Genomic DNA, 22,461 nt, shown 5'->3' on the forward strand with positions numbered 1-22,461 from the left:
CGCGCCCGGCGGAGGCGGGACCAGGGACTCAGGACTCAGGACTCAGGACTCAGGACTCAGGACTCGGCGATGATCCTGGTGAGCTTCGCCTCCCGCTCCCTGGACTTCTGCTGATAGTCCGTCAATTTCTGCTGGTTGGCCTCGATCAGCTGCTTCTGGTAGCCGGTCAGCACCTCGAACCAGATCCCGGCCAGGTTGGTGCGGGCCGTGCAGGCGGCGTCCGCCTTCGCCGCGGCGAGCTCCTCCGGCGAAGGCCCGGCGGCCGCCTGCGCCCCCGCCGCGTGGTACTGGTCCACCAGCCCCTGCGGAGTGACCCCGGGAAATCCGGCGGCGCTCATGCACCCCTGCCAGGCCGTGGTGGCCGCGGTCACCCGGGCGTCCTTCGCCAGCACCGCCAGCGACTCGTCGAAGAGCCGCCCGACCAGCTCCGAACCGGCCGTGTCCGGGTTGTTGAGCTGCGCGAACGCGGTCTCCATGCACTTCTGCACGGCCCCCTCCTCGGCCGGCTCCAGCGCCCGGCGAGCCGGCGCGGCCACCGTCTCCGGCGAGGGATGGAAGCCCTGGACGGCCGCCACGCCCTCCGAGAGGTAGCCGAAGGCGCCGGCCGGCAGCGCCGTGGCGGCGTCGGGGCGCCGGCCCTCGTTGAGAGCGTCGTCCCGGGTGAAGGTGGCGTAGCCGCCTTCGTGCATGCACTTGGTGATCAGCGCCCGGAGCGCCTGGCTCGCCATCTCGCTGCGACCGTCGGTGGTTCCGTAGGCACCGAGCGGGAGTTGCATCATCGCGTCGCGTCCCGAGGCGGGCGCGACGGCGGCTCCGGCCGGCGGCGGGGTCAGGGACGGCCGGGCCGCCCGGCCCCCCTGGCCTGAGGTGCACCCCGCGAGGGCGGCGAGCAGCCCGGCGACCACGAGGGCCGTGGCCGCGACCCGTGCCTGCAACTTCACGCGTACGCTCCGGTCTTGAGATTCCTGCCCGCGCGGTCCCGCTCGGTGCGGGCCAGCCGGTGCAGTTCGGCCCCCTGGGCCTCGGACAACTTCCAGGTCTGGGCGAGCAGTCGGAGAGTGGAGACCCGCGGACAGGAAACCCCGCGCTCCAGATCACGGATGGACCGCACGCTCATTCCGGAGGCCGCGCCCAGATCCTCCTGGGTCATTCCCCGGTCGAGCCGCATGCTCCGGAGCAATGCCCCCAGACAATTGCCCGTCGCCATGACAGGACCCCCCACCACTGACTCCCCCGAACCAATGAAAACCTCAACTGGACGTCCGACAGCGGAAATTGTCCTGCCGGGAGGGTTTCACCGCACGCTAACGGCATCCGGTGGCGACGGCAACGGAATGCGATCACTCAGCGCGTGACAAAGCTCACTGCCCGTACACGTTTGGGTGGGCCGCCCGGCAGTTCCTCCGGTCAACCTCCGGTCAACCTCCTGGTCCGTGCCGACACCGGCTTGCAAGGATCCGGTCGGCCACGCCGACCCATGTCGGCCCGCCGGGCCCGGCCAGGAACCGGCCGGCAGGGAAACCAGGGAAAACAGGAGAATCATGACCCGCCGCTGGAAGAAAGCCGCTCTCACCACGGCGGCAGCCGCCGCTCTCGCCCTCGCCGCGCCGGCCACGGACGCCAGTGCCATCAATCGGGTCAGTTGCAACGGCCGGTGGGACTTCGTGAACGTCATGACCACCAGCGACCACCTGTGCTTCGCCAACGACGGGTACCTGAACGTGACGATCTACAACACGGGGGACATCTACTCCGGGAACAACGACTTCTACTTCTACTACAGCATCTCGTCCCCCGCGGGCAGCGGAAGCCGCCACCTCTGGGCCTGGACCTGGAACAGCGGCATGTACAACGACGCCGGCCGGCTCGGGACCGTCCGTTCGGTCGAGGCGTACCGGCCCTGAGCCTGGTCGGAGGGCGGGCCCGCCCCGGGGAGCCCCTGTGTCCGGGGCCCCGGATGAGGCAGGATGGGACGTGGAAGGGCGGCCTCTCATTGCCGACCACCCACGTGCACTGAGAAGAGGACCCCCCATGAGTATCGACCCGTCGTCCATCCCTTCGTTCGGCGTCCCGCAGGGCCCGCAGGGTGGTCAGCCCGGTCAGGGCCAGCCGGCCGGCCCGCCGCCGGTCGTGGTGCCCGACCAGGCCCTGGTGGCCCAGCTGCTCGACCAGATGCAGCTGAAGCACGTGGTCGACGAGGAGGGTGACCTCACCGCCCCCTGGGACGGGTTCCGCGTCTACTACATGTTCCGTGGCGAGCAGAAGGAGCTCTTCGCGGTCCGCGCCTTCTACGACCGTTCGTACCCGCTGGAGGACAAGGGCGAGATCCTCGACCTCATCGACGAGTGGAACCGCGAGACCCTCTGGCCGAAGGTCTACACCCACACGCACGAGGACGGCGTGGTCCGCCTGATCGGCGAGTCCCAGATGATCGTCGGCACCGGCGTGAACCTGGAGTACTTCGTGACCACCACCGCCAACTGGACCCAGGCCGCGGTCGGCTTCGAGCAGTGGATCGTCGAGCGCCTCGGCCTGCAGAAGGACATCGAGGGCGACGAGGGCACCCCCGAGGACGGCGCCCCCTCCGACGAGTCCTGAGCCCCCTGCGCACGCGTCCCGCGGACCGTGCCGCTCGCACGGCCCGCCCCCGGCCCGGGGGCGGGCCGTCGTCGTACCCGGCGCCGGGCCGGCTCCCGGGCCCCGGGCCGCCGCCGTCCGCGGGGGACCCGCCGGGTGTACTTGTCCCGGGCCCGACGATGCCCGGAGGATGATCCCGACGACAAGCCAGGAGGAGCCGCAATGGGTACCAGGCCGCTGCTGAACCGCAGGCTGCAAGGCCTCGGCACGACGATCTTCGCCGAGATGTCCGCGCTGGCCACGGCCACCGGCTCGATCAACCTCGGCCAGGGGTTCCCCGACACCGACGGGCCGCGCGAGATCGCCGAGGCCGCCGCCCGCGCCGTGCTGACCGGCCAGGGCAACCAGTACCCGCCCGGCCCCGGCATCCCCGAACTGCGGCAGGCCGTCGCCGAGCATCAGCAGCGCTTCCACGGCCTCGGCTACGACCCCGACACCGAGGTCCTGGTCACCGCCGGCGCCACCGAGGCCATCGCCGCCGCCCTGCTCGCCCTGCTGGAGCCCGGCGACGAGGTGATCGCCCTGGAGCCGTTCTACGACTCCTACGCCGCCTGCATCGCCATGGCCGGCGCCACCCGGGTGCCGCTCACCCTGCGCGCCCCCGCGTTCCGACCCGACCTGGACGAACTGCGCTCCCTGATCACCCCGCGCACCCGGCTGCTGCTGCTGAACACCCCGCACAACCCGACCGGCACCGTCCTCACCCCCGACGAGCTGGCCGCGATCGCCGCCCTCGCCGTCGAGCACGACCTGCTGGTGGTGGCCGACGAGGTCTACGAGCACCTGGTCTTCGGCGGCGTGCACCACCCCATCGCCGCCCTGCCCGGCATGCGCGAGCGGACCGTCTCGATCTCCTCGGCCGGCAAGACCTTCTCCTTCACCGGCTGGAAGGTCGGCTGGGTCACCGCCTCCGCGCCGCTGGTGGCCGCCGTCCGCACCGCCAAGCAGTACCTCACCTACGTCAGCGCCGGCCCGTTCCAGTACGCCGTCGCCGAGGCGCTGCGACTGCCGGACGAGTACTTCGCCGCCTTCCGGGCCGACCTGCTGCGCAAGCGGGACCTGCTCGCCGACGGGCTGGACGCGGCCGGGTTCCGGGTCTTCCGGCCCGAGGGCACGTACTTCATCACCACCGACATCACTCCCCTGGGCGAGAAGGACGGCCTGGAGTTCTGCCGCTCGCTGCCGGATCGCTGCGGCGTGGTGGCGATCCCCAACGTGGTCTTCTACGACGACACCGAGGCCGGCCGGAGCCTGGTCCGGTTCACCTTCTGCAAGAAGGACGACGTCCTCGCGGAGGCGGTGGAACGGCTGCGGCGGCTGAGCCCCGCGTAGCCGGACCTCGTAGGACCGCGCCCGCGTCCGGGCCGGCCGGGACGCCCGCCACGCCCCCGCCGGGGGTCGGGGGCGGGGCGGGCGGGTCGGTTGCCCGCCTCAGTTGCCCACCAGGGACATCAGGGCGGGCGGGTACCGGTCGCCGTGGACGCTGCCGGGGGCGGCCGCCTCCGCGATCAGGGCCAGCTCCTCGGCGGACAGCTCGACGCCGGCCGCCGCCAGGTTCTCCCGCAGGTGGGCGCGGCCGGCGGTGCCGGGGATCGGCACCACGTCCGGGCCCTGGTTCTGCAGCCAGGCCAGCGCGAGCTGGGCCAGCGTGACACCGTGCCGGCGGGCCGGTTCGCGCAGCGCCTCGACCACGGCCAGGTTGCGCCCGAGGTTGGTCCCGGTGAAGCGGGGCAGACCGCGCCGGAAGTCCTGCTCGTGGTCGAGGTCCGCGGCCGACCGGACCTGGCCGGCCAGGAAGCCGCGCCCCAGCGGGCAGCACGGGACGATGCCGATGCCGAGCTCCCGGCAGACCGGGACCACCTCCGCCTCGATCTCCCGGGCCCAGAGCGACCATTCGCTCTGCACCACGGCCACCGGGTGGACCGCGTGCGCGCGCCGGATCGTCTCGGCGGACATCTCGGAGAGCCCGATGTGGGCCACCTTGCCCTCGGCGACGAGTTCCGCCAGCGCGCCCATCGACTCCTCGATCGGCTCCCCGGGGTACGCCCAGTGCTTGTAGAGGATGTCGATGCGCTCGACCCCGAGCCGTTCCAGCGAGGCCTCGCAGCTGCGCCGGACGAACTCCCGGTCACCGCGTACGCCCAGGAAGGTCCCGTCGGGCGCCCGGTCCAGGCCGACCTTGGTGGCGATCAGCACCTCGTCCCGGCGGCCCGCGACGGCCCGGCCGACCAGCCGTTCGCCCGCGCCCATGCCGTGGATGGCGGCGGTGTCGAGCAGGGCGACCCCGCGGTCGATCGCCTCGTGCAGGGTGGCCATCGCCTCGGCGGGGTCGGCCCGGCCGTAGAACGAGGTCGTGCTGAGACAGCCCAGGCCCTGGGCGGCGACCCGCAGCGGGCCGAGCCGCCGGGTCGGCAGCGGCGCGGGGGTCATCCGGCGCCTCCCGCCGCGACCTGTGCGAAGCACTCCTCCAGCACGTCGAGGGCGTCGTCGAGCAGGCCCTGCGGGATCACCAGCGGCGGCAGGAAGCGCAGTACGTTGCCGTAGGTCCCGACGGTCAGCAGGAAGACGCCCCGGGCGTGACAGGCCGCCACGATCCGCTGGGCCAGCTCCGGGGCCGGCTCGTCGGTGCCGGGGCGCACCAGCTCGACGCCGATCATCGCCCCGCGACCGCGGACCTCCCCGATCACCTCGTGGCGGGACTGCAGGTCCTTGAGCCGCCCCAGCAGGGTCTGCTCGATCCGGCGGGCGGCACCGGCCAGGTCGTCCCGGCGCATCACACCGATCGAGGCGAGCGCGGCGGCGCAGGCCACCGGGTTGCCGCCGTAGGTGCCGCCGAAGCCGCCCGCCTGCACGGCGTCCATGATCTCCGCCCGCCCGGTGACGGCGGACAGCGGCAGCCCGCCGGCGATCCCCTTGGCGCTGGCCACCAGATCGGGCACCACGCCCTCGTGCTCGCTGGCGAACCAGGCGCCGGTGCGGCAGAAGCCGCTCTGGATCTCGTCCGCGACCAGCAGCGCGCCGTACTCGGCGCACCACCGGGCGATCTCCGGCAGGAACCCGGGCGCGGGCACGATGAACCCGCCCTCGCCGAGGATCGGTTCGAGGACGACGGCGGCCACGTTCTCCCCGCCGACCTGGCGCTCCAGCGCCTCCAGCGATCGGCGGGCGGCCTGCTCGCCGGTCTGCCCGGCCGGGTCCCGGAACGGGTAGGAGGCCGGGATCCGGTGGATCTCGGGGGTGAACGGGCCGAAGCCCTGCTTGAACGGGTTGTTCCGGGCGGTCAGGCCCAGGGTCAGGTTGGTGCGCCCGTGGTAGGCGTGGTCGAGCACCACGACGGCCGCCCGTCCGGTGGCCGCCCGGGCGACCTTGACGGCGTTCTCCACCGCCTCGGCCCCGGTGCTGAACAGCGCGGAGCGCTTCTCGTGGTCGCCGGGGGTGAGGTCGGCCAGCTCCTCGCAGACCGCCACGTACCCCTCGTACGGGGTGGCCAGGAAGCAGGTGTGGGTGAACTCGGACACCTGGCCACGGACCGCCGCCACCACGTCGGGCGCGGCGTTGCCGACCCCGGTGACGCCCAGGCCGGAACAGAGGTCGACGAAGGTGTTCCCGTCGATGTCGTGCAGCAGGCCGGCCCCGGCGGCCCGGACGTAGACCGGCAGCGCGCTGCCGACCCCCCGGGCGACGGCCCTGTGGCGCCGCTCCTGGAGCTGCCGGGAACGCGGGCCGGGTACTTCGGTGACGACCTCGCGTCGCCCGGCCAGGTCATGTGCGCTGTTGACGGTCACGAACCCTCCACTGTGCGGTGCGGTGGCGGCTGCGGCTGCCCGCAGCCGCCCGGTGGCTGTTCAGAAGGAGCGGACGACCCGGTCCGGCCGGATCGGCAGGGCCCGGTGGCGCACGCCGGTCGCGTGCCAGACCGCGTTCGCGATCGCCGCCGCGCCGCCCACGATGCCGATCTCGCCGATGCCCTTGATCCCGGTCGGGTCGTGGGTGTCCGGGTCGTCCACCCAGTCCGCCTCGACGAGCGGTACGTCGGCGCCGGCCGCGACGTGGTAGCCGGCCAGGTCGCCGTTGACCAGGGCGCCGGAGGCGGCGTCCCGGACGGCCTCCTCGTGCAGGGCCATGGAGAGCCCCCAGATCATGCCGCCGATCAACTGGCTCCGGGCGGTGAGCGGGTTGACGATCCGGCCGGCCGCGAAGATCCCGAGCAGCCGGCGCACCCGCACCTCACCGGTCGCGACGTCGACCGCGACCTCCGCGAACTGCGCCCCGAAGGCGTGCCGCTCCCGCTGCCCCAGCGCGGCGACCGCCGCCGCGGTGTCGGTGCGTACGGTGATCCCCTCCGGCGGGACGGCGCCGCCGGCGGCGGCCAGCCGCTCGCGCAGGTCGGCGGCGGCCAGGTGGATCGCCAGCGCCCAGGACCGGGTGCCCATCGAGCCGCCGGCGATCATCGCCTGGCCGAAGTCGCTGTCCGCGATCCGGACCCGGACCCGGTCCGGGGTCACTCCGAGCGCGTCGGCGGTCAGCTGGGCCAGTGCCGTCCGGGCCCCGGTCCCGATGTCGGCCGCGGCCATCCGCACCGTGAAGGTGCCGTCCGCGTCGGCGGTCATGGACGCGGTGGAGGGGGCGGCTCCCGCCGGGAAGGTCGCGGCGGCCGTCCCGGTGCCGATCAGCAGGTGCCCCTCCCGGCGGACCCCGGGCCGGGGGTCGCGGTCGGCCCAGCCGAAGCGCCTCGCCCCCTCCCGGTAGCAGGCGAGCAGGTTGCGGCTGCTGAAGGGCAGCCCGGAGACCGGGCCCACCGCGGGCTCGTTGCGCACCCGCAGCTCGACGGGGTCCAGGCCGCACCGCTCGGCCAGTTCGTCCATCGCACACTCCACCGCGAACGCCCCCGGCGCCTCGCCCGGCCCGCGCATCCAGCGCGGGGTGGGCACGTCGAGCCGGACCGCGCGGTGGACGGTGCGGTGCGCGTCGGCGTCGTACATCACCCGTCCGACACCGGCGCTCTGCTCGATGAACTCGTGGACCGTGGAGGTCAGGCAGAGCGCCTGGTGGTCGAAGGCGCGCAGCCGCCCGTCGGCGTCGGCGCCGAGCCGGACCCGCTGGACGGTGGGGCTGCGGTACCCGACCGTCGTGAACATCTGCCGCCGGGTCAGGACGACCCGGACCGGACGGTCGAGCACGGTCGCCGCCATGACGGCGAGCACCACCGGCGGACGGATCGTCCCCTTCGAGCCGAAGCCCCCGCCCACGTGCTCGGCCCGCACCCGGACCACCGCCGGGTCGAGTCCGAAGAGCGTCGCGAGGTCCTGCGCGATGTTGTACGGGCCCTGGGTGGAGTCGACCACGTCGAGCCGGCCGTCGGCCCAGCGGGCCACCGCGGCGTGCGGCTCCATCGCGTTGTGGTGCTCCTCCGGCGTGGTGTACTCCTCGTCCACGACGTACCGGGCGGCGGCGAGTCCGGCCTCGATGTCGCCCTTCTCGGTCTCCGCCGCCCAGGACGGCGAGTCCGCGGGGGTGTACACGTCGGGGCGGCCGGCGTGGAAGGACACGTCGTGCGGCTCCCGCTCGTACCGTACGGCCAGCGCCCCGGCGCCCGCCCGGGCCTGCTCCAGGGTCTCGGCGACCACCAGTGCCACCGGCCAGCCCTGGTGCGGCACACGGTCGTTCTGCAGGATCTGGATCAGCGGCTCCGGCCCGAACGCCGCCACCAGCTCGCGCATCCGCGGCGCGTTCCCGTGGTGCAGCACTGCCAGGACACCGGGCATCGCCAGCACGGGCGCGGACTCGACGGCCACGATCCGGCCCCGGGCGACGGTCGAGCGGACCACCCAGCCGTGGGCGAGCCCGGCGTGCGCGACGTCGCCGGCGTAGCGGGCGGCACCGGTGACCTTCTCCCGGCCCTCCAGGCGGGTGAGCGGTGCGCCCACGGCCGGGGCGGGCGCGGCCGCACCGGCCACCGGCGAGGCGGGCACCGCCTGGACGGGCACGGGCGAGGCGGGCACGGGCGGCGCCGTCATCGGGCGGCCTCCTCGGCGAGGCCGGTCAGGACGGCGACCACCAGGTTGCGGATCAGTGTCACCTTGTAGGCGTTGCCGGGCAGCGGTTCGGCGGCCTTCAGCTCGGCGTCGGCGGCGGCGCCGAAGGCCGCCGCGGTCGCCGGGCCGCCGATCAGCAGCTGCTCCGCGGCGCGGGCCCGCCAGGGCCGGGAGGCGACCGCGCCGAGGGCGAGCCGGGCGTCACGCACGACGCCCGCCCGGACGTCGAGGACGGCGGCGACCGAACCGAGGGCGAAGGCGAACGAGGCGCGCTCGCGCACCTTGCGGTAGCGGGAGGCGGCGCCGTCCGGGGCAGCCGGCAGGGTCACCCCGGTGATCAGGGCGCCGGGCGGCAGAGCCGTCTCCCGCTCGGGGGTGTCCCCGACCGGCCGGTAGAACGCGGCGACCGGCAGCTCGCCGGGCCCGTCCGGGGTCCGGTAGTCCACCACGGCGTCGAAGGCGCTGAGCGCCACCGCCAGGTCCGAGGGATGGGTGGCCACGCAGTGCGGGGACGCCCCGAGGATCGCGTGGTTGCGGTGCTCGCCGGTCAGCGCCGGACAACCCGTACCGGGCACCCGCTTGTTGCACGGTCCGGCGAGGTCGGTGAAGTACCCGCAGCGGGTGCGCTGGAGCAGGTTGCCGCCGACCGTGGCCATGTTGCGCAGTTGGCCGGACGCGCCGGCGAGCACCGCCTGGGCCAGCGCCGGGTACCGGCGGCGCACCTCGGGGTGGGCCGCCAGGTCGCTGTTGGTGACGGTCGCGCCGATCCGCAGCGCGCCGTCCGGTCCGGTGCCGATCCGGTCCAGGGGCAGCCCCCGGACGTCCACCAGCAGTTCCGGCCGCTCGATGCCGGACTTCATCAGGTCGACCAGGTTGGTGCCCCCGCCGAGGTAGCGCGCGCCGGGCTCCGCCGCCAGCAGCGCGACCGCCTCGGACACGTCGCCCGCCCGCCGGTAGCCGAACTCCCTCATGCCCTCGCCCCCGCACCGGCCGCCGCGGTGACCTCGACAGTCCCGGCCGCACCGGCCGCCCGGGCGACGGCCTCGACGATCGACACGTACGCGCCGCAGCGGCACAGGTTGCCGCTCATCCGTTCCCGGATCTCCTCGGCGTCGAGCCGGGCCGGTGCCGCCTCGGGCCGCAGGTCGGCGGTCACGGCGCTCGGCCAGCCGGCGGCGTGTTCCTCGATCACGGCGACGGCCGAACAGATCTGCCCGGGGGTGCAGAACCCGCACTGGTAGCCGTCGAGGTCGAGGAAGGCCTGCTGCACCGGGTGCAGCCGGTCGCCGTCCGCCAGCCCCTCGACGGTGGTGACCGCCCTCCCCTGCACCGCCACCGCGAGCTGCAGGCAGGAGACGGCCCGGCGGCCGTCCAGCAGCACGGTGCAGGCGCCGCACTGCCCCTGGTCGCAGGCCTTCTTGGAGCCGGTCAGGCCGAGTTGCTCGCGCAGCGCGTCGAGCAGGGTCGTGCGGTGGTCGACGGACACGGTGTGCGTCCGGCCGTTGACGGCCAGCGTGACGGTGCTGGTGGTCGTCGGAGCCATGCTCGGCCTCCCTCGGAGTGTGGGCCCGCCGCTCCGGGCCGGGGCGCGGGGCGGAAGCTGGGTGCGGGCGGCGGTGGTTGGGTTCGGCGGCGGGTGCGGGCGGCGGCCGACCGGACCGTTCCGGGGTGCCGGGGATCCGTCGGGGGACACCCACCGGGGGCAGCACGGAGCCGCGGCGGAAGGACGGACCGGGGGACCGGGAGCGACCGGCCGTCGCTCGCCACGGGAGCGGTCGCCCACCGATCGTCCACCGTGCCGTCCCGTCCCGGAAGTGGCATCCGCTGTCCTAGATCGGACACGACAGAACCTGGACAGCGGCCGAAGTCCGGTATCCGGGACGGGCATTGCGTCCACCCGAAACCGCCCCGCATGATCGGGCGGACCTGGTCCGCACGAGGCCCACGACCCTGCGCGCCGGACACCCGCAGGACGGGCGGGCCCGAGGCGCGGAGCGCCCGGCGGGCCGCCGGCGCCACCCCTGACAGCCGAAGGCGAGAAGCGTGACCGACCCCTTGTTCAACGCTGCCTGCGCGGCGGTCGTCCGGCCCTCGGGACAACGCGGCGGCGTCCTGCGCCTGGTGACCTCCGCCGACGTCGACTCCCTCGACCCGGCCCGCACCTACTACGTGTGGAGCTGGCTGCTGCAGCGCACCATGCAGCGCACCGTGATGGCCTTCGCCGCCTCGCCGGGGCCGGCCGGACTGCGCGTCGTCCCGGACCTGGCGGTGGCCCCCGGCAGCACCCCGGACGGCGGCCTGACCTGGCACTACACGCTGCGCCGCGGGGTCCGCTTCGAGGACGGCACGCCGGTGACGGCCCACCAGGTCAAGTACGCGGTCGAGCGGGTCTTCGCCCAGGACGTGCTGCCCGGCGGCCCGACCTACCTGATCGGGCTGCTGGACGACCCGGCCGACCCCTACCCGGGGCCGTACCGGGACGCGCGCCCCGGGCGACCGGGCCTGCGCGCAGTGGAGACCCCCGACCCGTACACGCTGGTCTTCCGCCTGCGGCGGCCCTTCGCGGACTTCGACTACCTGATGGCCCAGCCCACCAGCGCGCCGGTCCCGCCGGGCGCCGACACCGGGGCCGGCTACGAGCGCCGCCCGCTGGCCAGCGGGCCCTACCGGATCGGCGAGTACCGGCCCGGACGGCGGCTGCGCCTGGTCCGCAACCCCGCCTGGGACCGGTCCACCGACCCGGTGCGCAGCGCGCTGCCGGACGAGATCGACGTGACCGTCGGCCTGACCCCGCACGAGGTCGACGCCCGGGTGCTGGCCGGGGAGTTCGACATCAACCTGGAGGGGCGCGGGGTCCAGCTGGAGAGCCAGCGGCGGATCGCGGCGGACCCGGCGCTGCTGGCTCGCAGCGACAACCCGGTCACCAACTTCCTGCAGTACATCTCGATCCAGCCGCAGGTGCCGCCGTTCGACGACGTCCACTGCCGGCGGGCGGTGCACTACGCCGCCGACCGGGTGGCCCTGCTGGAGGCGCGGGGCGGCGGGGTGTTCGGCGGCGACCTCGCCGCGGGCCTGCTGCCGCCCGGGCTGCCGGGGCACCGCCCGTACGACCGCTACCCGGCCGGGCCGGACGGTCGCGGGGATCTCGCGCGGGCCCGCGCCGAGTTGGCGGCGGCCGGCCTGCCGGACGGCTTCGAGACGGTCGTCGCCACCCAACGCGGCAAGTTCCGGGTGGTGGCGGACGTGCTCGCGCACTCGCTGGCCCGGGTGGGCATCCGCGCCCGGGTGGCGGAGCTCGACATCGCCGGCTACTACCGGACGGGCCTCGGCCTGCCGGCCACCGTCCGGGAGCGGGGCCTGGGTCTCGCGGTCACCGACTGGGGGCCGGACTACCCCACCGAATACGGCTTCCTGGCCCCGCTGGTGGACGGCCGGCTGATCAAGCCCGGCGGCGGCAACCACAACTTCGCCGAGCTGGACGATCCCCGCGTCAACGCGCTGATCGACGCGGCGCAGTCCGCCGGCACCGCGCAGGAGCGGGCCGGGCTGTGGGCCGAGGTGGACCGCGCGGTGATGGAGCACGCGGTGATCCTGCCGATGGTCTACGACCGCACCCTGCACGTCCGCAACCCGGGGGTCACCAACGTCTACGTGCACCCGGCCTTCGGGCTCTACGACATCCAGGCGATGGGGGTGGCGCGGTAGCGGGCCACCCCCGTCGCCCCGCTGTCAGGTGGTGTAGCCGGAGTTGAGCTCGATGTATCCCTCGGTCAGGTCGCAGCCGTACACCGTGAACTCGCCGTCGGCGATGCCCAGGTCGATCCGGATCACGACCTCGTCGGCGGTCAGGTACTTCCGGGCCCGCTCCAGCATCGCGTCGTCCGGCTCCTCCGGGAACATCTCCAGGTCGCCGTAGTGGATCCGGATCCGGGACGGCTCGATGTCGAGGTCGTCGTCGAGCTTGCCGATCGCCATCGCGACCCGGCCCCAGTTCGGGTCGGCGCCGTGCACGGAGGTCTTCACCAGCGGCGAGTTGACCACGATCTTGCCGACCCGCTTGGCCTGGGCGACGTCCCGCGCACCGGTGACCTGGACCTCCAGCAGCTTGCTGGCGCCCTCGCCGTCGGAGGCGATGTTGCGGACCAGCGAGAGCGCGGCCTGGTACAGCACCTGCTCGAACTCGGCCTCGTCCACCGGCCCGGCCAGGCCGTTGGCGAACACGGCCGCACTGTCGCTGGTGGAGGTGTCGGTGTCGATGCTGAGCGCGTTGAAGGTGCGGTCGATCACCCGGCGGAACACGGCGTCCAGGCGGTCCGGGGCGAGTTCGGCGTCGGTGAAGAAGAAGGTCAGCAGCGTCGCCATGTTGGGCTCGATCATGCCGACGCCCTTGGCGATGCCCACCACGACGGCGTCGCCGCAGCGCAGGTGGACGGACTTGGCCCGGGTGTCGGTGGTCATGATGGCCGTGGCGGCGGCCTCGAAGTCGGCGGGCGGCAGCGGCGAGGGGATCGCGGCGATGCCCTCCCGGATGCTCTCGATCGGGTACGGGCGGCCGATCACCCCGGTGGAGCCGATCACCAGCTCCTCCGGCAGCACCCCGGCCTTCGCCGCCGCGAGCCGGCGGACCTCCTCCGCGTGCGCCGCGCCGACCTTGCCGGTCGCCACGTTGGCGTTGCGGGAGATGACGACCATGCCGCGGCTCTTGTGGGCGGCGGTGTCGGCGCGGCTGAGGACCACGCTCGGTCCGGCGAAGCGGGACTTGGTGTACACCGCCGCGGAGACGGCGGGCACCTCGGAGACCACGACCGCGAAGTCGTGGGCCGAGTCCTTCAGCCCCATGTTCGCGGTGTACGAGCGATACCCCTGCGGCACTGCCAGGTCCATGACCGTCCCCTTCCAGGTGGATATAGATGCCGAATCCAGCATATCTTCCTGGGGTGGCCGACACCATGCTTTCACTCGACGCCTCGCCCAGCCTCTCGCAATTTTGCTTCTGAGCAGGGAATATGACGCTCAACCGGACTTCGTCCGAGCAGCCACCGAGACAGCATCGCGGACACCAGCTGCATATTTATGACCCGGCCAGGTCCTGCGGTGTCCCGTTCCGGCCACGTCACCTCCTGGACAGCGGCCGCCTGTTGCCCCCGGCCGCGGCGGCCGGAAGAGTGCTGACGCAACGACGGTGGCGGAGGGTCACAGGTGAACGCGAGCACACCGGAGGTCAACGGCACCAGCCGCGCCGCGGAACTCGACGCGCGGGAGTGGGACGGCCTGGTCGGCCCCCAGGACTTCTTCCTGAGCCACCGCTGGCTCGGCTCCGTCGAGGACACCGCCGGCGTGCCGATGGAGTACTTCACCCTCCGCCGCGACGGGCGCGCGGTCGCCGCGCTGGCCACCGCCCTCGCCGACGGCGCCGAGCCCTGGAAGCTCGGCCGGACGGACAGCCTGCTCGAGTACTGCGCCGCCGAGGGCTTCCCGCAGGCCGAGGCCTTCCGGGCGGGCCTGCCCGGTCCGGCCGGACCGGCGCTGATGCCCGGACTGGTCTGCGGCGGCCGCCACCTCGGACGCACCCGGGTACTGTGCGGCGCCGAAGCCACCCGGGCGGACGTCGCGGAGCTGGTACGGCGCGCCGAGGACGCCGCCGCGGCGCGGGGCGGCCGGTCGGTGGCCTTCCTCTACGTCGACGAGGACGACACCCTGCTCGGCGAGGTGCTCGACGAACGCGGCTACGACTCCTTCGTCTCCGGCCGCCACAGCCGGCTGGACGTGCCCGCCGGGGGCTTCGAGGAGTACCTGGCCCGGCTGTCGGCCCACCGCCGCCGCCGGATCCTGGCCGAGCGCCGGGCGGTCCGGGCGGCCGGTGTCGAGGTACGGCTGGAACCGCTGGCCGCCGCCCCGCTGCCCCGGCTGGCGGAGCTGGAGACCCGGCTGCTGGCCAAGTACGGCTTCGCCGACTGGCGGCCCGAACAGACCGAGCTGGTCCTGCACAGCGTGCTGGAGCGTTTCGGCGACGACGCCGTGGTCTCGCTCGCCGTGGCGGACGGCACCGTCCAGGGCTTCGGGCTGCAACTGCGGCACGGCGACCAGTGGTACGCCCACCGTGCCGGCTTCGACTACGACTTCCAGGGACGGCTTCCGCTGTACTACGAGGTCCTCTACTACCACCTGGTGCAGCAGGCCCCCGCGCACGGCGTCAGCGTGATCCATTACGGGCTGGGCAGCGAGGAGGCCAAGCGCTCGCGCGGCTGCCGGGCGACCACCCAGCGCTGCTACGTGCTGCGGCCGGACGCCGCCGACCGCCCGGCCCCGGCCTGAGCCGACCCCCGCAGGCCCGTACCCGGGCCCTTCGCAGGCCCCGACGCCGGCCGCCGCGCCCACCGGCGGCCCCCTCCTGAAAGGAATCACCGTGAGCCTGGACGCCGGTGCCCGCCGCAGCTGGCGGAACGTGCTGCCGAGCGGGCCGGGCGTGCGCTGGTTCAGCGCCGCGGGCCTGGTCAACGCCCTGGGAACGGGGTTCTTCCTGCCGTTCGCCCTGGTCTTCTACGCCGAGGTGTCGCGGCTTTCGCTCGGGGTCGCGGGCACCGCGCTGACCGTCGCGTCGCTGGTGGTGCTGCCCCTGGTGCCGGCGGTGGGGCGGCTGACCGACCGGGTGGGCGCGCGGACCGTACTGATCACCGCCGCGCTGGTCCGGGCCGCGGTCTTCGCCGGGTACCTCGTCCTACCGGGCCTGCCCGCCTTCGTGGTGCTCACCATGGTCGGTGCGCTGGCCTTCCGCGCCGACCAGGCGGCCGGCCCGACCCTCGCGGTGGCGCTGGCCCCGCCCGGGGAGCGGAGCCGGTGGCTGGCGCTGTCCCGAGTGGTGAGCAACGCCGGCATCGGGGCCGGTGCGGCGCTCGGCGGCCTGCTGGTGGCGGCCCGGAGCGACGGGCTGCACGCCCTCGGCCTGATCAACGCCGCCAGCTTCCTGGCCGCCGCGCTCTGCTACACCCGGCTGGGCAGGACCGGCACCGCGTCCCCGGCCGACCGGCCCGGCGACGGCGGCGGCGACCGGCCGTGGCGAGACCTCCGCTTCGTCCGGACCGCGCTGGCCAACGCGCTGCTCTGGCTCACCGCCGGCACCCTGGAGAGCGCCCTGCCGATCCACCTGCTGCGCGGGCTGCACCTGCCCGCATGGAGCGTCGGGCTGTTCTTCACCCTCAACACCGCACTGATGGCCTTCCTGCAACTGCCCGTCGCCCGGCGGCTGGAGTCCCACCGGCCGGCCCGGGTGCTGATCGCCGGCTGCCTGCTGCACCTGGCCGTGTACGCGGCGCTGCCCGGGCTCGGCGGGCTCGGGACGGGCTTGGCGGTGACCCTGCTGGTGCCCCTGGTGGTCGTCTGGACCGCCGGCGAGCTGCTCGCCATGCAGGAGGTGACGGTGCTGCTGGCCGGACTCGCGCCCGAGCACCGGCGCGGCTCCTACCTCGCAGTCAGCCAGATCCCGGTCGGGGTGGCCGTCGCCCTGACGCCGCTGCTCGCCACCGTCGTCGGCTCCCGGCCCACCGTGCTCTGGCTGGTGCTCGCGGCCCTCACCGTCGTGGTGGCGGCGCTGGCGCACACCGAGCGCGACACCCGTTCCGGCCCGGGCGGCGTCCTGTCCCCGGCCGCCGGACCCGCCAAGGAAGAGGTGAACCGATGAGTGCCGACCTGGAGTTCCTGGAGGCCGACCGGATCTCCGGCCTGCCGGCCGCCGAGTGGGACGCCCTGGTCCGGCCCGAGGACCTCATGCTCACCACCCGGTGGATCGGCCTGACGGAGGCCAGTGCCGACCGTCCGCTGCGCTACCTGCTGCTGCGGCGGGCCGGCCGGCCGGTGGCCGCGCTGGCGACCGTGCTGGGCGACGCCACCGCGCCGTGGGTGCTGATGCGCACCGACACGGTGCTCCGGTGGGCCGCCGAGCGGGGCGCCGAGGGCGCCGGCGAGCTGCTCGCGGACCTCGGCGGGCCGCCGGACGAGGCCCTGCTGCCCACACTGGTGTGCGGCGGGCGGCATGTCGGGCGGACCGGCATGGCCCTCGCCGAGCATGCCGAACGCCAGGACGTGGCGGCCCTGGTGGCCCGGGCCGAGGAGCTGGCCGGGGAGTCCGGCGCCCGCTCGCTGGGGTTCCTGTACGTCGACGAGCGGGAGGGCCTGCTGCGCGAGGTGCTGGCCGCGGGCGGCTACCGCTCCTGCGAATCGGGCCGGTTCAGCCGGCTCGACGTCCCCGCCGGCGGCTTCGAGGAGTACCTGGGCGGCTTCAGCCGGCATCGCCGCAGCCGGATGCGCGCCGAGCGCCGCAGGCTGGCGACGGCCGAGGTGAAGGTGTCGCTCGACCCGGCGTCCGCCCACGACCCGGCCCGGCTGGCCGCGCTGGAGCTGGAGCTGCTCGCCAAGTACGGCTTCACCAGCTGGACCCCGGAGCACGCGGAGCGGGGCGTGCGGCGGCTGTTCGCGGCCTTCGGCGAGGACGCGCTGGTGGCGTCGGCGGTGGCGGACGGCAAGGTCCGCGGGTTCGGCGTGCTGGTCCGCCGGGGCGACCAGTGGCATGCCGTGAAGGCCGGATTCGACTACGGCTTCCAGGGCAGCCTGCCGCTCTACTACGAGACGCTCTACTACCACCCGGTCGAGCGGGCCGCCGAGTTCGGCGTCCGGGCGATCCAGTACGGCATCGGCAGCGAGGAGGCGAAGCGCTCCCGGGGGTGCGTGACGACCGGCAACGACTGCTGGGTCGGGCGGCTCCGGCGGCCGTAGCGGCGTCCGGCGGACCGGGACGCCCGGCGCGGCGGCCCGTGGGCGGGTGCCCACGGGCCGCCGTCCTGCCCGGCGGGGCGCCGGCCGCTCAGCGCGGGGCGAAGGCCACGACCTCACCTGCGGTGGCCGGGCCGTTGAGCTGCCGGTCGGTGCGGATGTACATCCGGTGCAGCCAGCGGTCCTTGCCGTCCCAGCGCGGGGTGAAGGGCGTACGGGCGTGCGTGGTCCGGAAGTTGTCGACGATCATCAGGTCGCCGGGCTGCAGGTGGACGGCCTCGGTGACCTCGTCGAGCGCCTTCGACAGGGCGGCGAGGGCGGCCCTGGCCGGCTCCTGGTCCGGGGCCAGCAGCTCCCGGTCGTAGCCGAGGAACGGGTCCTCGGCCTCCCCGTACAGGACCCGGACGTCGGCGATCGCGCCGAGCTCGGGGTCGTCGCCGCGGAAGGCCATGTCGACCAGACAGGGCATCGGCCGGGCGAGCAGCTCGGCGCGGTGCTCGGGCGCCACCCGGGCCAGGGCGTTGCGGACGGAGGCGACCAGGGTGGCCGCCCTGTTCTCGTGGTCGGCCCGGGAGCAGGCCAGCATCACGTAGTTGGGCTGTTCCCGGTGGTAGGCCATCTCGGTGTGGAATTCGAGCAGCGTCTCCGAGGTCTCGGAGGACAGGTGGTGCGCGCCCGGCGAGGGGTACACGTCGTGGTAGACCGTGCCGGCCCGCAGCTCGCGGTAGCCGGTGGGCAGGCCCAGCCGGCGGCCGACCAGGGCCAGCCAGGCCTCCATGGCCAGCAGATTCCGCTCCACCGGTGCCGGGGTGGAGGTGGGGGTCTGCGGCAGCAGCTCCTCCTCGTGACGCAGTCCGCGCAGCAGCAGGTAGCCGTTCTGGTTCCCGTTCTCCCTGAAGTCGTCCAGCGCGGAAGCGAGTTCGGCCGGCAAACGGTGGTCCGCGGCCTCCTTCGCGGCGGCGAGGAAGGCGGGCAGGTCCTGGCGGGGCACGGTGGGCAGCTCGGCGCGCAGGGCGTCGAGCGGCTCGGCGAGGTCGTCGCAGACCAGAATCGGTGCGGCCGTGTCGGGCATGGGTGGTCCTCTCGGTGTCGGTCGGTCAGGGGGTCTCGCGGTCAGGGTGGTCTCGCGGTCAGGGGGTCCGGCGGCCGGCGGGGCCGGCCGGGGTCAGGCGGTCCCGCGGTTCCTGGGGAGCGAGCGGGCGTACTGGTACAGCAGCTCCGCCCCGATCTCGGTGGCGAGCAGCGAGGTGATGCCCGCGTGGTCGAACGGCGGGCAGACCTCGACGATGTCGAAGCCGACCGGCCGCAGGTCCCCGACCACCCGCAACAGCGCCAGCACCTCGCGCGAGGTCGGGCCGCCGGGCGCCGGCGTGCCGGTGCCGGGGGCGAAGGCGGGGTCGACCACGTCGATGTCCACCGACACGTACAGCGGCAGGCCCGCAGTGCGCTCCCGGACCAGATCGGCGGTACCGGCCGGGCCGAGTTCGGCGAACCGGTCGGCGGTCACCACCGTGACGCCGTGGCCCCTGGCGTAGTCCAGCGAGTCGGGCGCCGGGTTGTGGCCCCGGATGCCGACCTGGACCAGCCGGGACGGGTCGATCAGCCCCTCCTCGATGGCGTGCCGGAACGGCGTGCCGTGGTGGTAGGTGCCGCCGTAGACGGGCGGGAAGGTGTCGCTGTGGGCGTCGAGGTGGAGGACCGCGAGCTCGCCGTGCCGGGCGTGCAGGGCGCGCATCGCGGCCAGGCTGAGCGAGTGGTCGCCGCCGAGCATCAGGAAGGCGTCGTTCTCCCGGGCGATCCGGCCGAGTTCCTCGGTCGCGGTGGCGATGGCCAGGTCCATCGAGAACGGGGTGAGGTCGATGTCGCCGCCGTCGACCGCGTCGATCAGGTCGAAGGTGCCCGGCCCCCGGTCGATGCCGGTGCCGTGGATCAGCCCGGACTCGGAGCGGATGGCGCGCGGCCCGAACCGGGCGCCCGGGCGGTAGCTGGTGCCCCCGTCGTACGGCGCGCCGATGACGACCACGTCCCGGCCCTGCGGCTCGGGGACGTACGGCAGCCGCATGAAGGTGGCGAGCTGCGCGTAGCGCGGCGACCGAACGGTCTGCACCCGCTCCGCGGTCGGCGACTGCTCAGGACTGCTCATCGGGCGGTTCCGTTCCCTGGATGCGGATGGTGAGGAGGCCGGCCGCCGCGGTGGCGGTGGCCAGGGCGTCGGCCGCGCTGCGGCCGGTGGCGTAACTGAAGCCGACGCCGGCGGAGTTGTCGGTGCGCTTCCACAGCGCCTGGCCGACCTCGGCGTGCAGGCTGATCGTCACGCCGGGGAGCCGGGAGGCCCGCTCGACCCCGTCGACGCCGAGCAGCCGGCCGGGCCGGTCCGGGTACAGGACCACGACGGCGGCGCCGCCCGGCCGGAGCTCCGCGGACGACCGCCCCTCGGACGGCCCGGCGGGTTCCGGACGGCCGCCGAGCGCCAGGAGTTTGGCCTCCAGGTGGGGGTCGACGCCCAGGGTGTCCTGGATCATCGTGGTGATCCGGTGGGCGGGCAGCCGTGGGTTGACCTCGATGATCCGGGGCCCGTCGGGGGTGAGCCTGAGCTCGGTGTGGGCCGCGCCCCGGCGGTAGCCGATGGCCGCGAGCACCCGGGTGACGCAGGCGCGGACCTCCCGCCACTGCTCCTCGGGGAGCGGCACCGGGAAGCTGTGCGCGCACTCCAGGAACGACGGCGGGGGCAGCAGGTCCTTGGAGGTGACCCCGTAGAAGCGGGTCACGCCGTCGACGGTCATCGATTCGACGCTGACCTCGACCCCCTCGACGTACTCCTCCAGCAGCACCGCGCCGGTGCGGGGCTGGCCCCGCAGGCTGTGCCGGACGGCCGACAGCTCCCGGTAGGCCTCGTCCAGCCCGGACCGGTCCCGGACCAGCCGGACCCCGTAGGAGACCGCCTCCGCCGGCGGCTTGGCCACCAGCGGGAAGCCGAGTGCGGCGGCCGCCTCGTCGAGCTGCGCCGGGTCGTCGACCAGTCGGTGCCGGACATTGCCCGGATCACCGGCGAACGCCTCGCGCAGCAGGTGCTTCTGGTTGGCCGCGGCCACCGCGCCGGCCCCGGGGCCGGGCAGGCCCAGCCGTTCGGCGACCTGGGCGGCGACCTCGGTGTGGTAGTCGGAGAACGACAGCACGCCGTCGACCAGCGCCTCGCCGGACGGTCCGGTGAGCGCCTCGAACACCGCCTCGACGTCGAGGGTGTCCGTCCGGACGACCCGGTCGACCCCGGCCAGCGGGTGCTCCTCGAACGGCCGGCCGGCGGTGTACCACTCGACGTCCCTGATCAGCAGCCAGATCTCGCAGCCCAGGGCCCGGGCCGCGTGGATGCCGTCGGAGAAGGCGTCGTGCAGCATGCTCTCGACCAACGCCAGCCGCTTGCCCCGCAGCCCCGCGTACCGCCCGGCACCCTCGGCCGTCACCGGGTGACCTCCTCGGCCACCTTGCGCAGGTCGACCTCGGCGGGGTGCGTCCCGCCGGTCACCACGGCCCGGTGGACGCGTCGCACCACCGCCCGCTTGGCCGCCGCGACATCCGCCCCGGCGACCCCGTACTCCGCCAGCATCAGGGTGAACGAGCTGGTGGTGCCCGAGCCCTCGTGCACCCCGAGCTTGGGGCGGCGTACGGTGGCCTCCGGCAGCAGGTCGGCCACGGCCTCGCGGAGGACCCACTTGTCGCGCCCGTAGCGGCGCTTGAGGCCGGCCTCCAGGCCGGTGAGGAGGTCCAGCACCTCGCGGTCCCAGTACGGATGGGTGGTCCAGTGGCCGGCGATCCCGGAGAGCACCGGGGTCATCTCGTTGAGGCCGTCGAAGGTCGCCATGTCGTGCGCGACCGCGTCGTCCAGCGCCGGCAGCCGGTCCTCCCGGTGCATGCCGCCGAGCGGGATGTCGGCGCCGTAGCCGGTGAGGATGCGCCGCCCGGCGGGGCCGGGGACGCGCCGGTAGAGCGCGGTGAGCGGCAGCAGGTACTCGATGATCTCGGGGTCGTCCGTCTCCGACGCCCAGACCGCCCAGGGCAGTTCGCCCAGCAGCTCGGCGGTGTCGATCCGGATCTCGGTGTGCGTGGTGTTGCCGTGCGCCTCGGCCAGCCGGTCCGCGACCAGGCGCGCCTCGGCGAACTCGTCGCGGCGGTCGGTGCCCATCGAGAGGGTGTGCAGGCCGGCCCCCGCGCCGGCCGCCAGAGCCGCCACCGCGCTGGAGTCGATGCCGCCGGAGAGCACCGCGGTCGGAGCCGGCCCGGTGCCGAGCCGGGCCCGGACGGCCCGCTCCAGGGCCGCGCGCACCGCGGCCACGGCCTCGCCCTCGGGGCGGACCACCCGGTGCAGGGCGGGCGTCCAGGTCCGGACGGTCCTGGGCGCCGGCCCGGTCCCGTCCAGGCCGAAGACCACCACGGCGCCGGCCGGGACCTGGTACAGGCCCGGTGCGCCGGGGACCTCCCGGGCGCCCGGCACCGGGCCGGCGGCCCCGCCGGGCGCGGCCGCCACCAGGGCCTTGGCCTCGGTGGCGGCCAGCAGCCCGCCGGGCACCGGACGGACGTGGAGCGGTACCCCGCCCGCGTGGTCGCTCGCGGCGATCACCCGGGTCCCGTCGCCGAGCAGGGCGGCGAACCGGCCGTTGGCCAAGCGGAAGGCGTGCGCGCCGTAGCGCCGGTAGACGGCGAGCAGCAGCCGGGCGTCGGGCAGCTGCGCCGCGCCCGGGTCGCCGAGCGCCAGCGCCAGCTCCGCGCGGTTGTACAGCTCACCGGCGAGCAGCAGGGCCGCACCGGCGTCCGTCGCGAAGCCGGCGGGGTTCCCGTCGCCGGGCGCGGCCTGCTCCGGTGCGCCGGCGACGAGGTGCCCCGCCCAGAGCTGGCCCGCGGGTTCGGCCGCGAAGGCCGACCGCCGGCCGGCGGTCGCGAACCGCGCGGCGGGGGCCTGCGGCGCCGCGCCCCCCACCGGGGCCGCGGCGACCAGGAACCCCACCACCGGGGGTAGCTCGGTCCGCAT

General features: G+C 74.6%; 19 protein-coding genes. 7 read left to right on the top strand and 12 right to left on the bottom strand.

Features of this window, described 5'->3' with window-relative positions:
• Positions 1-56 precede the first annotated feature (56 nt).
• Both J2S46_RS20385 and J2S46_RS20390 read right to left on the bottom strand, forming a co-directional pair.
• Positions 57-941 carry a hypothetical protein gene (locus J2S46_RS20385; protein WP_191288594.1) on the bottom strand — a complete coding sequence of 295 codons (885 nt, stop codon included), beginning with the start codon at positions 939-941 and terminating at the stop codon, positions 57-59.
• Positions 938-1,207, bottom strand: a complete 270-nt coding sequence (locus J2S46_RS20390; protein ID WP_191288593.1) for a helix-turn-helix domain-containing protein — start codon at positions 1,205-1,207, stop codon at positions 938-940. The genes J2S46_RS20385 and J2S46_RS20390 overlap by 4 nt, the downstream gene beginning before the upstream one ends.
• A 334-nt stretch (positions 1,208-1,541) precedes the next feature.
• Here J2S46_RS20390 and J2S46_RS20395 point away from each other — a divergent pair, with 334 nt between their 5' ends.
• The 3 genes from J2S46_RS20395 to J2S46_RS20405 all read left to right on the top strand — a co-directional run bounded on the left by J2S46_RS20395 (position 1,542) and on the right by J2S46_RS20405 (position 3,969).
• On the top strand, positions 1,542-1,904 hold the full coding sequence (locus J2S46_RS20395) for a beta/gamma crystallin domain-containing protein (protein WP_191288592.1): 363 nt from the start codon (positions 1,542-1,544) through the stop codon (positions 1,902-1,904).
• Positions 1,905-2,031: 127 nt separating this feature from the next.
• Positions 2,032-2,598 (top strand): type III secretion system chaperone family protein, encoded by a 567-nt coding sequence (locus tag J2S46_RS20400; RefSeq protein ID WP_191288591.1) that lies wholly within the window; start codon positions 2,032-2,034, stop codon positions 2,596-2,598.
• 201 nt (positions 2,599-2,799) lie between these two features.
• Positions 2,800-3,969 (top strand): pyridoxal phosphate-dependent aminotransferase, encoded by a 1,170-nt coding sequence (locus tag J2S46_RS20405; RefSeq protein WP_191288590.1) that lies wholly within the window; start codon positions 2,800-2,802, stop codon positions 3,967-3,969.
• A gap of 99 nt (positions 3,970-4,068) precedes the next feature.
• Here the strand turns inward: J2S46_RS20405 and J2S46_RS20410 are convergent, their stop codons facing one another.
• From J2S46_RS20410 to J2S46_RS20430, 5 genes are read right to left on the bottom strand one after another with little or no spacing between them, the layout of a single operon-like run.
• Positions 4,069-5,067, bottom strand: a complete 999-nt coding sequence (locus tag J2S46_RS20410; protein ID WP_191288589.1) for an aldo/keto reductase — start codon at positions 5,065-5,067, stop codon at positions 4,069-4,071.
• Positions 5,064-6,422, bottom strand: coding sequence for a 4-aminobutyrate--2-oxoglutarate transaminase (gabT, locus tag J2S46_RS20415; RefSeq protein ID WP_191288588.1), 1,359 nt, complete (start codon positions 6,420-6,422; stop codon positions 5,064-5,066). Before gabT ends, J2S46_RS20410 begins: the two co-directional genes overlap by 4 nt.
• A gap of 60 nt (positions 6,423-6,482) precedes the next feature.
• A complete protein-coding gene (locus tag J2S46_RS20420) occupies positions 6,483-8,654 on the bottom strand; it encodes a xanthine dehydrogenase family protein molybdopterin-binding subunit (protein WP_191288587.1) in 2,172 nt (723 codons plus the stop codon).
• On the bottom strand, positions 8,651-9,643 hold the full coding sequence (locus tag J2S46_RS20425; protein ID WP_191288586.1) for an FAD binding domain-containing protein: 993 nt from the start codon (positions 9,641-9,643) through the stop codon (positions 8,651-8,653). Before J2S46_RS20425 ends, J2S46_RS20420 begins: the two co-directional genes overlap by 4 nt.
• Complete coding sequence (locus J2S46_RS20430) at positions 9,640-10,215, bottom strand: 2Fe-2S iron-sulfur cluster-binding protein (protein ID WP_191288585.1); 576 nt, start codon at positions 10,213-10,215, stop codon at positions 9,640-9,642. The genes J2S46_RS20425 and J2S46_RS20430 overlap by 4 nt, the downstream gene beginning before the upstream one ends.
• Positions 10,216-10,715: 500 nt before the next feature.
• On the opposite strand from J2S46_RS20430, the gene J2S46_RS20435 reads away from it, so the two are divergent.
• A complete protein-coding gene (locus tag J2S46_RS20435; RefSeq protein ID WP_191288584.1) occupies positions 10,716-12,377 on the top strand; it encodes an ABC transporter substrate-binding protein in 1,662 nt (553 codons plus the stop codon).
• Positions 12,378-12,401: 24 nt separating this feature from the next.
• Here the strand turns inward: J2S46_RS20435 and argJ are convergent, their stop codons facing one another.
• A complete protein-coding gene (gene argJ / locus J2S46_RS20440; RefSeq protein WP_191288583.1) occupies positions 12,402-13,556 on the bottom strand; it encodes a bifunctional glutamate N-acetyltransferase/amino-acid acetyltransferase ArgJ in 1,155 nt (384 codons plus the stop codon).
• A gap of 315 nt (positions 13,557-13,871) precedes the next feature.
• On the opposite strand from argJ, the gene J2S46_RS20445 reads away from it, so the two are divergent.
• From J2S46_RS20445 to J2S46_RS20455, 3 genes are all read left to right on the top strand, one after another.
• Positions 13,872-14,987, top strand: a complete 1,116-nt coding sequence (locus tag J2S46_RS20445; protein ID WP_191288582.1) for a GNAT family N-acetyltransferase — start codon at positions 13,872-13,874, stop codon at positions 14,985-14,987.
• 91 nt (positions 14,988-15,078) lie between these two features.
• Positions 15,079-16,350: an MFS transporter gene (locus J2S46_RS20450; RefSeq protein ID WP_191288581.1), complete on the top strand. Its 1,272-nt coding sequence runs from the start codon at positions 15,079-15,081 to the stop codon at positions 16,348-16,350.
• A complete protein-coding gene (locus tag J2S46_RS20455; RefSeq protein WP_191288580.1) occupies positions 16,347-17,441 on the top strand; it encodes a GNAT family N-acetyltransferase in 1,095 nt (364 codons plus the stop codon). The genes J2S46_RS20450 and J2S46_RS20455 overlap by 4 nt, the downstream gene beginning before the upstream one ends.
• 88 nt (positions 17,442-17,529) lie before the next feature.
• Here the strand turns inward: J2S46_RS20455 and cs1 are convergent, their stop codons facing one another.
• The 4 genes from cs1 to J2S46_RS20475 all read right to left on the bottom strand — a co-directional run bounded on the left by cs1 (position 17,530) and on the right by J2S46_RS20475 (position 22,461).
• Positions 17,530-18,510: a clavaminate synthase Cs1 gene (cs1, locus tag J2S46_RS20460; protein ID WP_191288579.1), complete on the bottom strand. Its 981-nt coding sequence runs from the start codon at positions 18,508-18,510 to the stop codon at positions 17,530-17,532.
• Between the two features lie 93 nt (positions 18,511-18,603).
• Positions 18,604-19,581, bottom strand: coding sequence for an agmatinase (locus J2S46_RS20465; RefSeq protein WP_229912220.1), 978 nt, complete (start codon positions 19,579-19,581; stop codon positions 18,604-18,606).
• Entirely contained in the window at positions 19,568-20,899 is a 1,332-nt protein-coding gene (locus J2S46_RS20470) for an ATP-grasp domain-containing protein (protein ID WP_191288578.1), read from the bottom strand. The genes J2S46_RS20465 and J2S46_RS20470 overlap by 14 nt, the downstream gene beginning before the upstream one ends.
• Positions 20,896-22,461 carry an asparagine synthase-related protein gene (locus J2S46_RS20475; RefSeq protein ID WP_191288577.1) on the bottom strand — a complete coding sequence of 522 codons (1,566 nt, stop codon included), beginning with the start codon at positions 22,459-22,461 and terminating at the stop codon, positions 20,896-20,898. Before J2S46_RS20475 ends, J2S46_RS20470 begins: the two co-directional genes overlap by 4 nt.

Origin of the sequence: Kitasatospora herbaricolor (assembly GCF_030813695.1) — a bacterium.
GTDB classification, from domain to species: domain Bacteria; phylum Actinomycetota; class Actinomycetes; order Streptomycetales; family Streptomycetaceae; genus Kitasatospora; species Kitasatospora herbaricolor.